General features: G+C 72.9%; 7 protein-coding genes. 5 read left to right on the forward strand and 2 right to left on the reverse strand.

What is annotated here, in order from left to right; all coding sequences use genetic code 11:
- Positions 1–18 precede the first annotated feature (18 nt).
- Both MUN78_RS02230 and MUN78_RS02235 read left to right on the forward strand, forming a co-directional pair.
- Positions 19–960 carry a glycosyltransferase gene (locus MUN78_RS02230; protein ID WP_244728504.1) on the forward strand — a complete coding sequence of 314 codons (942 nt, stop codon included), beginning with the start codon at positions 19–21 and terminating at the stop codon, positions 958–960.
- Positions 957–4,646, forward strand: a complete 3,690-nt coding sequence (locus MUN78_RS02235; protein WP_244728506.1) for an FG-GAP-like repeat-containing protein — start codon at positions 957–959, stop codon at positions 4,644–4,646. Before MUN78_RS02230 ends, MUN78_RS02235 begins: the two co-directional genes overlap by 4 nt.
- On the opposite strand, the gene MUN78_RS02240 is transcribed toward MUN78_RS02235, so the two are convergent.
- Both MUN78_RS02240 and MUN78_RS02245 read right to left on the reverse strand, forming a co-directional pair.
- Positions 4,622–4,876, reverse strand: coding sequence for a hypothetical protein (locus MUN78_RS02240; RefSeq protein WP_244728507.1), 255 nt, complete (start codon positions 4,874–4,876; stop codon positions 4,622–4,624). The genes MUN78_RS02235 and MUN78_RS02240 overlap by 25 nt on opposite strands.
- An 8-nt stretch (positions 4,877–4,884) precedes the next feature.
- On the reverse strand, positions 4,885–6,303 hold the full coding sequence (locus tag MUN78_RS02245; protein WP_244728509.1) for a LicD family protein: 1,419 nt from the start codon (positions 6,301–6,303) through the stop codon (positions 4,885–4,887).
- 207 nt (positions 6,304–6,510) lie between these two features.
- Here MUN78_RS02245 and MUN78_RS02250 point away from each other — a divergent pair, with 207 nt between their 5' ends.
- The 3 genes from MUN78_RS02250 to MUN78_RS02260 are packed head-to-tail and all read left to right on the forward strand — an operon-like array spanning position 6,511 to position 13,095.
- Positions 6,511–7,872 carry a bifunctional cytidylyltransferase/SDR family oxidoreductase gene (locus MUN78_RS02250; protein WP_244728511.1) on the forward strand — a complete coding sequence of 454 codons (1,362 nt, stop codon included), beginning with the start codon at positions 6,511–6,513 and terminating at the stop codon, positions 7,870–7,872.
- A 20-nt stretch (positions 7,873–7,892) separates the two neighbouring features.
- On the forward strand, positions 7,893–9,458 hold the full coding sequence (locus tag MUN78_RS02255) for a polysaccharide pyruvyl transferase family protein (RefSeq protein WP_244728513.1): 1,566 nt from the start codon (positions 7,893–7,895) through the stop codon (positions 9,456–9,458).
- 49 nt (positions 9,459–9,507) lie between these two features.
- Positions 9,508–13,095: a bifunctional glycosyltransferase/CDP-glycerol:glycerophosphate glycerophosphotransferase gene (locus MUN78_RS02260; RefSeq protein WP_244728514.1), complete on the forward strand. Its 3,588-nt coding sequence runs from the start codon at positions 9,508–9,510 to the stop codon at positions 13,093–13,095.
- Position 13,096 lies beyond the last annotated feature (1 nt).

Below are 13,096 nucleotides of genomic sequence, written 5' to 3' on the forward strand. Positions count from 1 at the left end.
GACTAGGCTGAGGGCACTATGGCCGATCCCGCACCCGCATCCCGCCAGGCGGAGTTCTCCCTGCTCCTGCCGGTGTACGCGGGCGACCATCCCGACTTCCTCCGCCTCGCCTTCGAGAGCTCGGTCGACCGCCAGACGCTCCGCCCCGCCGAGGCGGTCGTCGTGCAGGACGGTCCGGTCCCCGACGCGCTCGCCGCGGAGCTCGCGCGGATCGAGCGGGAGAGCCCGGTCCCCGTCGTCGTCGTGGTGCTGCCGGAGAACCGCGGCCTCACGGTCGCCCTCAACCGCGGACTCGACGCGTGCCGCTTCCCCGTGGTGGCCCGAATGGACGCCGACGACGTCTCCGAGCCCGAGCGCTTCGCCCGGCAGTGGGAGCTCATCGCTCAGGGGTACGACCTCGTCGGCACCGGCATGGTGGAGTTCGAGCAGGATCCGGAGCGGCCGGTCGGCCGCCGCGTGCCCCCGGTCGGCGCGGAGCGGATCCGGCAGCACGCACGCACGCACAACCCCTTCAACCATCCGACGATGATGTACCGCACGGCCGCCCTCGAGCGGGTCGGCCGCTACGAGCCCTTCGGCAAGATGGAGGACTACTGGCTCGGGATCCGCCTCATCGACGCCGGTGCCCGGGTCGAGAACCTCCCCGAACCGCTCGTGCGCTACCGCGTGGGCGCCGGCGCCTTCGCTCGCCGCGGCGGGTGGGCCGAGGCGAGGACGGAGTGGCGCCTCCAGCGCGAGCTGCTGCGGATGGGCTTCGTGACCCGCGCCGAGTACCTCCGCAACGTCACGATGAAGGGCCTCTACCGGCTGCTCCCCGCGGGAGTGAAGCGCGTACTGTTCCGCCGGCTCATCGGCGGCGGGATGCCGGGTGATCGCGCCGCCGCCCCGGTCGCCCCGCCGGCGTCGGGCGTATCCGGCGCCCCGGACGCGCCGCCCGCGTCGTCGCCGGAGGGCCGATGATCACCGCCGCGCGAGTGACGGCGCTCGTGCTCGTCGCGGCCGTGGGCCTCGGCGCCCCGGCCCCCGCGCCGCCCGCGCACGCCGTGGGCGCGCCAGTGTCCGACGCATCTGTGCCCGACACGGCCGCGTCCGACGCGCCCATGGTCGCCGAGGATGCGCCCGCGTCCGACACGGCCGCCCTCGCCCTCGCCGTCGACACCGTCCTCGCCGTCGAGGCCGTCGAGGCGATCGATGCCGGAGGAGACGCCTCGGGGAGTCCCGGTGCCGCCGCTGATGGGGACGCCGCCGGGGGCGCCGATGCGGGGGCGGACGCCGACGCCTCGGGCACCGCGAACGCGTCCGCCGCTGCCGGTGCGAACGGCGCGGCGGGCGGTGACGCCTCGGGTTCCGCCGGCGCGGATGCCGGCGCGAGCGCAGACGCCGGCGGGCCGTCCGATGCCTCGGCCGCGGGTACCGCCGCGGGATCGGCCGCCGCCGACGGCGCACCGGAGGCGCCCGATCCGGGCGCTCCGGACGCGCCCGACGCGGAGCCGGACGGCCCGCGGGGGCCGAACGGCGGCCTGGCCTCGAATTCGCCCGGGCCCGAGACGGCCAGGCCCGCCGACGGCCGCGAGCTCGCCGAGATGCGCGCATTCGCCCAGGCGGCGACGGCGCTGCGCGGCGACGACTATCCGGCGAGGTACAGGAATCTGCCGTGGCCGTACGTCGACGACCGCATCTGGGACGAGTGGAACTTCGCCTACCGGCAGTGCACCTCCTTCGTCGCGTGGCGCCTGAACTCCGCGAACGGCATCCCCTTCTCGAACCAGTACCTCGGGCTCGTGCGCTGGGGCGACGCCGGCCAGTGGGCGGACTCGGCGCGGAGCGTCGGCATCCGCGTCGACACCACCCCGGAGATCGGCGCGGTCGCGTGGTCGGGCCCCTACTACAGCGGCGCCTCGGCGTTCGGCCACGTCGCCTGGGTCGCCGACGTGCTCGACAACGGCAACGTGGTCATCGAGGAGTACAACGCCGGCTGGGCCGGCGCCTACAGCACCCGCACCGTCGCCCCCGGCGCGTTCCAGGGCTACATCCACATCGCGGACATGGGCGCCAGGTTCACGAAGACCGGCGCCGCCTCGATCAGCGGGATCCCGATGGTGGGCGGCGAGCTGCGGGCATCGGGATCGGGATGGTCGCCGGCCCCGTCGGGCTACGCGTACCGCTGGTTCCGCGACGGCGCCGCGATCGCGGGGGCGACGGGCGCGACGTACCGCCCCGTGCTCGCCGACGTCGGCGCCGCGATCTCCGTCGAGGTGTCGGCCCAGCGGCCCCGCTACCGGCCGAGCAGCGCGGTCTCCTCGGCGACGGTCGTTCTCATGACGGACTCCGACGGCGACGGCATCGACGACACGCAGCAGATGCTGCCGTGGAACTCGGACGTGAACGGCGACGGCCTCCCCGACGCCGTCGGCTTCGCGCCGAGCGGCGTGCAGGTCTCCCTGCGCACGAAGACCGGGATGGGGCCGGCGAAGACCTGGACCCCCGGCTTCGGCACCGGCAACGGCTGGAGCGTCTTCGCGCATCCGCGCACCCTCGTCGACGTGAACGGCGACGGCCGCTCCGACGTGGTCGGCTTCGCGGAGGACGGCGTGCACGTCGCGCTGAGCACCGGCTCGGGGTTCGCCGCGTCGCAGCGCTGGAGCAGCGGATTCGGGGCCGCGAGCGGCTGGTCGGTGAAGTTCCACCCGCGCACGCTCGCGGACGTCACCGGCGATGGCCTGCCCGACGTCGTCGGCTTCGCCTCGGACGGGGTCTACGTGGCGACCGGCACCGGCTCGGGCTTCGCCGCCCCGGCGAAGTGGTACTCCGGCTTCAGCACGGCGACCGGATGGACCGTCGATGCGACGCCGCGCTGGCTCGTCGACATGAACGGCGACGGCCGCGCCGACGTGGTCGGCATCGGCAAGAGCGGGGTGTACGTCGCGCTGAGCACTGGCAGCGGTTTCGGCGGTGCGCGCCTGTGGTCCCCGGGCTACGCCACCACCTCCGGCTGGGGCCCCGCGCACCACCCGCGCACGATCGCCGATGCGAACGGCGACGGTCGGCCCGACGTCGTCGGCTTCGCCTCGGACGGCGTCTACGTCGCGCTGAACACCGGCTCCGGCCTCGGCGCGATGACGCGCTGGCGCGCGGGCTTCGGCACGGCGAGCGGGTGGACCGTCGGGGAGAACCCGCGGACGCTCGCGGACGTCGACGGCGACGGTCGTGCGGACGTCGTCGGCTTCGGCGCGTCGGGCGTGACGGTCGCCCTGAGCACGGGATCGGGCTTCGCCGCGCCGACGCGATGGAGCGACGCCTTCGGCGCCGCGTCCTGGCGATCGGACCGGCAGCCGCGAATGGTGACGGATGTGAACGGCGACGGCCGGGCCGATATCGCCGCCTTCGGCAACAGCGGTCTGCGGGTCGCGCTGAGCACGGGATCCGGCTTCGGCGGCGCGAGCCTGCAACTGCAGGCCATGGGGTACTCCGCCACCGGCTGGCGCGTCGCGGCGCATCCGCGCGCCATCGGCGTGCAGACCCTGATCCGCACCCCGGCCCCGACGGTCTCGGGCCAGGTGCGCGTCGGCGAGCGGCTGACGGCCGCCCTCGGCAGCTGGCAGCCGAGCCCGGTCTCCCTCTCCTCCCAGTGGCTCAGGGATGGCGAGGCGATCGCGGGGAAGACCGCCCGCAGTTACACCCTCACCCCCGAGGATCTCGGGACGAGGATCTCGATCCGGACCACGGGGACGAAGCCGGGCTACGCGCCGGTGAGCCGGCGCTCGACCGCATACACGGTCGCGCCCGGCCTGCTGACGCCCGTCGTCCCCACCGTCTCGGGAACGGCGGCGCCCGGGTCGACGCTCCAGGCGCGCGCCGGGACGTGGGGCCCCGGTACCGTGTCGCTGGCGTACCGCTGGCATCGCAACGGCGCACCCATCGGCGGTGCGACGTCGGCCGCGTACCGCGTCACCGACGCGGACGTCGGACATCGGATCACCGTGACGGTCACGGGGACGAAGCGCGGGTACACGACGGCCTCCCGCGTCTCCGCGGTCGTGAAGGTGGCAGGAGTGCCGGCGCTCCCCGCCTCGACCCCGTTCGCGGATGTGCCGACGACGCACCGCTTCTACCGCGAGATCGCGTGGATGTCGACCTCGGGCCTCTCCACGGGCACGCCGCAGCCGTCCGGCACGCCCGTCTACCGCCCGGCGGCGGAGGTCTCCCGCTCCGCCATGGCGGCCTTCCTCTTCCGCATGGCCGCCATGCAGGATTACCGCCCGCCCGCACGGTCGCCCTTCGTCGACGTGCCGACGACGCACCGCTTCTCCCGCGAGATCGCGTGGATGCACGATGCCGGGCTGTCGACGGGCACGCCCACCGCGGCCGGCGCGGTCTACGGACCCGACGCCCCCGTCACGCGCGGAGCGATGGCGGCGTTCCTGTACCGGCTCGAGGCTCCGCAGGGCTTCACCCCGCCGAGCGTCTCCCCGTTCGCCGACGTGCGGCCGGAGGATCGCTTCTACACGGAGATCGCGTGGATGCACGACGCGGGGCTCGCGACGGGCACGGCGCAGCCGACGGGCAAGCCCCGATTCGGGGCGAGCGGTTCCGTCTCGCGGGCGGCGATGGCCGCCTTCCTCTACCGGCTGGAGACCGGCGGCTGATCCGGATCGTCCGGCACCGCGGTGCGCAGGAGCGCGTCCTCCACGAGGATCCGCAGCTCGGCGATGCGCCGGCTGTCCGAGCGGACCTCGACGATCTCGCGCTCGAGCTCGGCGATGCGCCGGTCCTGCGCTTCGACCGCCTCGCGCAGATCGGCCACCTCTCCGGCGAGGGACTCCAGTCCCAGCAGCCGGCGGCGGGTCCGGCCGAGCAGTGCGCGTACTCTTCCCATCGGGATCCTCACTCTCCGCTCGCCGCGGCGAGCTGGAACTCAGTGACGGCGATGCTGCGCAGCACCCCGTCCTCGTCTGCGCGTGCGCCGCGCTCGATCGTCGTGCACGCGAGGCCGACGGCCGCGGCCTCGGCCGCGAGGACGCGCTCCTCGAGGTGCCAGGTGCGGGGAGCCGTGAACGCGTACGCGCCGAGCTCCTCGTAGTCGGCCGAGAACGCCCGGGCGCCGTGGCGCAGCGCCAGGGCGATGAGGCCGAGGACGGTCTCCCGGCCGCGCGGGTCCTGACACGCCAGCAGGTGGTTGGCGGCGATCACCGGGCGGGCCGCGGATCCGAGCCCGCGCAGCGACGCCGTCAGGAAGCGGGTCGCCTCAACGTAGTCCACGAGATTCACGAGCGCCGCACCCTCGCGCACCGCGGGCGCGTTGCGGGCGTAGTCCGCACCGGCCGCGCGGAGTCCCGCGGCGCGGTAGGCCGCGAGATCCTCCCCACCGCCGGAGCCGAGGTCGACGACCGCGTCGCCCGCGGCCCGCACGTGCGGCCTGATCAGCGCGCTCTCGTGACCGCCGCCCCCCTCGCCGTAGCGCTCCTCCCAGGGGTTGCGGCCGAGGTTGTAGCTGCCGAACCAGGCGTCGAAGCGCCGTCGCGTGGGGAGCGGGGTGTCGAAGGAGAACGTCGGGTCCGGGGTGCGCCACTCGGGCCCGTAGCACGCGCTCAGCCAGGCGTCGGGGTCGCGCGGTGCGGGGAAGGCTCGGCCGTGCAGCTCGCGCTCGCCGAGGGGCAGGATGGCGTGCTCCATGCCGGGGGCGCGCACGTGGATCGGCTCGTGGAACAGCCCGTCCCGGTAGAACGCCGTGAAGATGTCGACGTAGTACTCGACGTCGGCCTCCTCGCCGGTGAGGATCTGCAGGTGCGCCCAGCTGTGCCGGCGGACGCGGTACCCGCGGGCGACGAGCAGCTCGCGGAGCCCCTCGTTCTCGACGACGAGGTCGGACGGGTGCTCGTGCGGGCTGAGGTAGGCGAGATCGGCGTCGTCGTCGTGGGGGAGGATCTCGCCCGAGCGCTCGGCGCCGAGGAGCGTGCCACCGACGATGAAGGCGATGAAGCCCTCCTCCTGCAGCACCCCGAGGATCTCCGCGGCGAACGCGGCCACGCGCTCGCGGATCCGCCCGTCGCGTTCGAAGGAGGGCCGCATGAGGCCCCACTTGTTGAGGGCGAGCGGCCGGCCGGCGGGATCGACGAGCTCCGGCGCGCCGTCACCGCCCCAGACGACGCGGCCGCTCCAGAGCTCGGCGCCGCCTGCCGCGTCGACGACGCGGCAGGCGGCGCTGCCGCGCAGCCGCTGCCGGAGGGCGTCGGGCCAGGGCACGAGCAGGGCATCCGGAATCGAGACCGACCAGACGCGCCGGCCGTCGATCTCGAGGTGCACCGTCCGTCCGGCGTCAGCCCGGGACGGATCGATCCCGTCGCGCGTTACCCTCACACCGCTCCACTCCGCCGCGCACGGGCGGCCATTGACAGACCAGCCTACTCACGTTCGGCTGAACGGCGTGGTTTAGACTCGAGGACGGACCATCGCGCGCGGGCAGCCCTTCCGGGGTCATCCGGCCTGCGCGGAACTGTGTGAAGGAAACGCGTGGCAACTGAGAAGACGATCATGGTGCTCCTGGCGGGCGGCATCGGAGCCAGGGTCGGCATGGGCATCCCCAAGCAGCTGCTGAAGATCGCGGGCAAGCCCATCGTGGAGCACACGCTCGAGGCCTGTGAGGCGAGCCCGCTGATCGACGAGATCATCATCATGATGAACGCGGACACGATCTCCGAGCTCGACTATTTGCGCGACCGCCCCGGCACGAAGCTCACCGGGATCCTGCCGGGAGGCGGCACCCGCAACGAGACGACGCAGCTCGCGCTCGCCGCCATCGAGGGCGATCCGCGCGTGCTCTTCCACGACGCCGTGCGGCCCTTCATCGACGCCCGCATCATCGAGGACTGCGTGCGCGCGCTCGACGAGTTCGACGCCGTCGACACCGCGATCCCGTCCGCCGACACGATCATCCAGGTCGACGAGGACGACTGCATCGCCGCGATCCCGCGGCGCGCGGAGCTGCGCCGCGGGCAGACGCCACAGGCGTTCCGGGCCGAGGTGCTCCGCCGCGCCTACGCCGCCGCGGCGGACGATCCCGACTTCTCCGCGACGGACGACTGCGGCGTCGTGTTCACCTACCTGCCGGAGGTGCGCATCAAGGTCGTCGACGGCACGCCGGAGAACATGAAGGTGACCGACCCCATCGACGTGCACATCGCCGACAAGATCTTCCAGCTGCAGACCACCCCCGCCGTCGCGCTCGAGGACCAGCTCTCCGCGATGCGCGATCGCGTCGTCGTCGTCTTCGGCGCGAGCTACGGGATCGGCGAGAGCATCGTGGAGCTCGGCCGCGCGGCCGGCGCCCGCATGCACGGCCTCAGCCGCTCCGAGACCGGCACCGACGTCACGGACCGCGAGACGGTGCGGCGCGCCCTCGACGAGATCTACGCCGAGGAGGGTCGGATCGATCACATCGTGGTGACCGCCGGGGTGCTCCGCATCTCCGACCTCGTCGAGGCCGCGAGCGACGAGATCCTGCAGACCGTCAACACGAACCTCGTCGCCCCCGCGCTCATCGCGAAGGAGGGCTTCGAGAAGCTCAGCGAGTCGCGCGGCTCGCTCACCTTCTTCACCTCCAGTTCGTACACCCGCGGCCGCGCCGGCTACAGCATGTACTCGGCGACCAAGGCCGGCATCGTCAATCTGACGCAGGCGCTCGCGGAGGAGTGGGCCCCGCGCGGCGTGCGAGTGAACGCGATCAACCCGCAGCGCACCGCCACGCCGATGCGCACGCAGGCCTTCGGGCAGGAGCCCGAGGGCTCGCTCCTGAGCGCCGATGCCGTGGCGGAGGCGACGCTGCGGACGATCTGCTCGACGGCCACCGGACAGACGATCAACGTGCGGCTGTAGCCGCGTCACGGGAGACGACGATGAAGATCCTGATCCGCGCGGGCAAGCGCCCCGAGGACGTGCTGAGCCCGGAGGCGGCGTTCCAGCGCAGCCGCAACGGCGTCTTCGGAGCGAACGTCGGCAATCTGCTGTTCTCGAACGCCGTCTACCGGACCCTGAACGTGCCGCAGCACTCGCTCGTGGCCGATGCGCTCACCACCGACAAGGCGACGGTCGACGCGGCGCACATCGCGCGGATCAACGACGAGTTCGATCACTTCGCGATCCCGCTCGCGAACGCCTTCCGCCCCTCCTTCATCCCCGTGCTCGATCGGCTGAGCGCCGTCATCGAACGGCTCGACATCCCCGTGACCGTCATCGGCGTCGGCGCGCAGCTCGCCCGCACGAGCGGCGAGGGCTTCGAGGATCTGCCGGCATCGATGCACGACTCGGTCGTGCGGTTCATGCGCGCCGTGCTCGCGCGCTCCGCGAAGGTCGGCGTACGCGGCGAGTTCACGCGCGGCTACCTGGAGTCGCTCGGCTTCGGCGCGGAGCACGTCGAGGTGATCGGCTGCCCGTCGCTCTTCGAGGAATCCGAGTACCGGATCGAGAAGCGCGTCCCGGCGCTGACCGCCGGTTCGGCGCTCGCCTTCAACGCGGTGCCGAGCGTCGACGTCTTCGGGCGCGCCTTCGCGCTGCACCGCCAGCGCTTCCCCGACCTGCACTACGTGCAGCAGGAGCACCGCGAACTCGCGCTGCTGATGTGGGGCGAGCCGGTCGAGGGCGGCATCTCCCACCACTTCCCGCGCACGGTCGACCATCCCGTCTACCGCGAGGACCGGCTGCGCCTCTTCCTCGACCCGGCCCCCTGGCGCGCGTACCTCGCGGAGCGCGACTTCTCCTTCGGTGGCCGGATCCACGGCAACATCGCGGCCCTGACGGCCGGCACGCCCGCCGTCGTCGTCTCGCACGACTCCCGCACCCTCGAGCTCGCCGAGTACCATCGGATCCCCGTCGTCAAGCTCCCGGAGACCGCGGAGGAGATCCGGGCGGAGGCGCTCTACGAGGACGCGGACTACACGGGGTTCCACGCGGTGCAGCGGGAGAACCTCGAGCGGTACACCGCCTTCCTCGCGGCGAACGGGCTCGACCACATCCACGCGCCGGGGAACGAGAACCCCGGCTACGCGCAGGAGCTCGCGGAGATCTCCTACGGCGGCGCCGTGCGCAGCCTCCACGCCGACGGCATGGACGCGGTGATCGGGCGCCTGCACTGGCTGTGGCAGGGGATCGACACGGACCAGTACCGCCTCGAGGGCCGCTTCGAGCCGCCCTTCGTGCCGCGCCGCGATCACGCGAACTGGGAGCCGACGCCGCGGGTGCTCCGCAAGGAGATCGACCGCGCGCGCACGGAGACGCGGGATGCCGAGCGGCGCTTCGCCGAGCTGCAGCGGAGCGCCGCGCAGCTCGAGACGGCGCAGGAGCGCCTCGCCGCAGAGCTGGAGGAGCTGCGCCGCCTGACGACCCGGCGCTTCGCCTGGATCCCGGAGCACTCGATCATCCGTCGCGCCGCACGCCGGATCCGCGGCGCGGGGCGGAGCTCCTGATCCGCCGCGCCGTACCAGATCCCACCCGTTCGCCCATCGGAGACCACGCATGACCCTTCGCTCGACCGTCATCGACTTCCTCGGGAGCCCCGGCCTGCTCCCCGCGCGTGAACGGGTGCGCGCCGCGGGGCGGCTCGCGCTGGGCGCCGCGAACCGCGCGCGGATGGCCGTGTCCTCGGCACGCGTCCCGGGGATGCTCAGCATCGTCGTGCCGATGTACGGCGTCGAGCGGTACATCGGCGAGTGCCTCGAGTCGCTGCTGAAGCAGAACTACGGCCGCGTGCAGATCGTCGTGGTCGACGACGGCTCGCCCGACGGCAGCTACGCGATCGCGCGCCGCTATGCGCGGCGCGATCCCCGCGTGCAGATCGTGCGCCAGGCCAACGGCGGCCTGAGCGCCGCGCGCAACACGGGCGTCGCGCACGCCCGCGGCGAGTTCCTCGCGTTCCTCGACAGCGACGACTTCGTCGACCGCCACGCCTACTCCGACGCCATGGAGGCCCTCGCGGATTCGGGCTCCGACTTCGCGGTGATGCCCTACCGCCGCGAGAAGAACGGCGGCTTCCCGCCCGCGGCTCCGTGGATCCGCAGCGCGCACAGCGTCGACCGACTCGGCACCACGCTCGACGAGTTCCCCGACATCATGGTCAACGCGGTCGCGTGGAGCAAGGTGTACCGGAGGAGCTTCTGGGACGCGCACGGCTTCGCGTTCCCCGTGGGGCTGCTCTACGAGGATCAGGCGCTGTCGATGGCGGCCTACGCGGCGGCGCGGCGCTTCGATGTGCTCTCCCGCGTGAGCCTCAACTGGCGGATCCGCGGCGACCAGTCCTCCATCAGTCAGCAGGTCACGACGGCCCGCAACATCGCCGATCACGCGGTCGCGGTGCGCGACTCCATCGCCGAGCTGCGCCGTTTCGGGCACGAGGACGCGGTGCGCGAACGCGTGCTGCAGATCATGAACAACAACCTCGGGGAGTTCCTGCCGAACATCAGGCAGATGGACGAGGCGGCCTGGGAGCAGTTCAGGACGTTCCTCTCGCTCCTCACGGACAACGCGGACGACGGCATGTGGCGCGACGTCGATGCGCGCAAGAAGGTGATGATCGGGCTCAGTGTGCGCGACGAGCGCGAGCTCGCGCTGCGCTTCCTGGAAGCCGGCGGCTGGGAGCGGGACCACTTCGCCGGCGCCGTGCAGGGCCAGCGCATCGTCGCCCGGCTGCCGCTCCAGGAGGAGCTCGCGGCCGTGCTGCCGGAGCGGGCCTTCCTCTACAGCACCGAGGAGACCTCCCTCCGCGCCGCCGCGCGCTTCCTGCGGCCGGGGCCGGAGAGCTTCGCCCTCGAGGCGCTCGTGTACATCGACCGCCTGCGCATGGACGTCGAGGAGACCGAGCTCGAGGCCTTCCTCGTCGCGCCCTCGGGGCGCCGCACGCGGCTCGAGGCGAGCCGGCGCACGGACGCCTGGGCGGCGCTCGGCCACACCAGGCGCTACGCCGACATGTCCGTCTGCGGCGTCGTGGCGCAGGTGCCCTCCGCGCTCCTCGACGAGATCGGCGAGCACCGGTTCGAGTTCGAGATGCGCTGCGGCGAGCTGCGGCGCAGCGGCGGGCTCCGGGTCGACTGGCGCACCACCTTCGCCGTGCCCGCACCCGTGGGCGAGGGACGCTACGCGGCGATGGAGAGCGATGCCGAGAACGAGGCGTGGATCGCGGTGCGCGAGCCGGAGGTGCGGCTGCTGGCGTCGACGGCGGACGGCGGCGACGTCTCACTCGAGCTGCGGAGCGCGCACGCCCTCTCCGAGGTCGTGCTCGTGCGGCGCGGCGACCGCTTCGGTCTGCACCGCGCGCGCGGCGCGCTCGTCAGGGGCGCCGGCGACCGCTGGACGGGCCGGCTCTCCCTGCCCGGCCGCCCCCGCTCCGACGTCGGCGCGGCGGAGTACGAACTGCTGGCGCTCGGCGCCGAGCGCGCGCCGCTGGACGTGGTCTGCGAGCCGTCGGCGGAGCTGCGCGGCGACCGCAGGGTCTACGTGACGCCCCGGCCGCACGGCCGGGACGAGCGCTCGGGCAGCACGATGATCGTCGATCTCGCGGCGGCGGCGCTCGTCACGGAGTTCGCGCTCGAGGACGACGCCATCGCCCTCCGCATCCGCGATCGGCACCTCGCCGCGCCCGTGGAGTCCGTCCGCGTGCAGATCGCCTCGACCGAGATCGCGGGGCGGGTCGTCCGCGGCGACGGCGGCGCCCGCGTCGAGATCGAGCTGCATCAGGACCCCTGGGGGCTCGGCGAGGTGATGCTGCGCTCCGGGCGCTGCGCCGTCGTCGGCCTCACCTCCGGCGGCGATGAGATCCCGCTGTACCTCTCCGCCGAGCTCGTCGCGCGACTGCCGATCGACGCGGACCACGCGCAGGCGCGCGTCAGCGTGCGCAAGACCGGCGGCGGGCTCCTCAGCCTGGAGATCAAACCGCCGCTGCGCGACGAGGAGCAGGGCGGCGGGGACCGCTGGCGCCTGCGCGACTGGTTCGCGACGCTGCGCCCCTCGGGCCCCCGCTCCGTCCTCTTCCGCAACCTGTACGGCGAGGCGGCGAACGACTCGGCGCTCGCGGTGCACCGCGAGCTCCAGCGGCGGGGGAGCGATCTCGACCTCATCTGGGCCGTCAGGGACCACTCCGTCTGGACCCCGGATGGTGCCCGGGTCGTGCTCGAGGAGAGCCGGGAGTACTACGAGGCATTCGGCACCGCGGACTACGTGATGGTCAACGTGCACCAGCCGTTCTGGTACCGCAAGCCCGAGGGCCAGGTGCTCATCGAGACGTTCCACGGCTACCCCTTCAAGATGAACGGACGGCGCTGGTGGGAGAAGCTCGGCTTCACGGCCGAGCGCCAGGAGTCCTTCTTCCGCCGCGCCGAGGAGTGGGACTACCTCGTCTCGCCGGCGGCGTACGCGACGCCCTTCCTGCGCGAGTTCTTCCGGCCGGACGACGATGCGGCGACCGAGGTGCTCGAGATCGGATACCCGCGCAACGACGCCCTGCTCGACGAGCGCGCGTCCGAGCTTCGGGAGGAGACCCGCAGGAAGCTCGGCATCGCGCCGGGGGTCACCGCGATCCTGTACGCACCGACCTTCCGCGACTACCTGTCTGTGGACGACATGACGGCGGAGATGGTCGACTTCCTGGACCCCGAGCGGCTGCTGCGCGACCTCGGCCCGGGCTACGTCTTCCTGCTGCGCGGCCACCCGTTCAACGCCCGCGTGGGCACGGAGCACTCGAGCGCGTTCATCAACGTGACCGACTACCCCGACATCAACCACCTGATCCTCGCCTCCGATGTCGGAGTGCTCGACTACTCCTCGCTGCGATTCGACTACGCCCTCACGGGCAAGCCGACGTTCTACTTCGTCCCCGACCTCGAGCGGTACTTCGACGGCCGGGAGAGTTTCGCGCCCTACGCGGACACCTCGCCGGGACCGCACGTGCGCAGCCATGCCGACCTCGTCGCGGGCATCAGGCGGTCGGGGGAGGTCGCGCGCGACTTCGAGCAGGCGCGGCAGCGCTTCCTGCGGACCTATATGGAACTGGAAGACGGCCGTGCGGCCGAACGACTCGTCGACGCGGTGTTCGCACCGCGGGGCGATGCATGAA

It is taken from the genome of Leucobacter allii (assembly GCF_022919155.1).
GTDB classification, from domain to species: Bacteria; Actinomycetota; Actinomycetes; order Actinomycetales; family Microbacteriaceae; genus Leucobacter; species Leucobacter allii.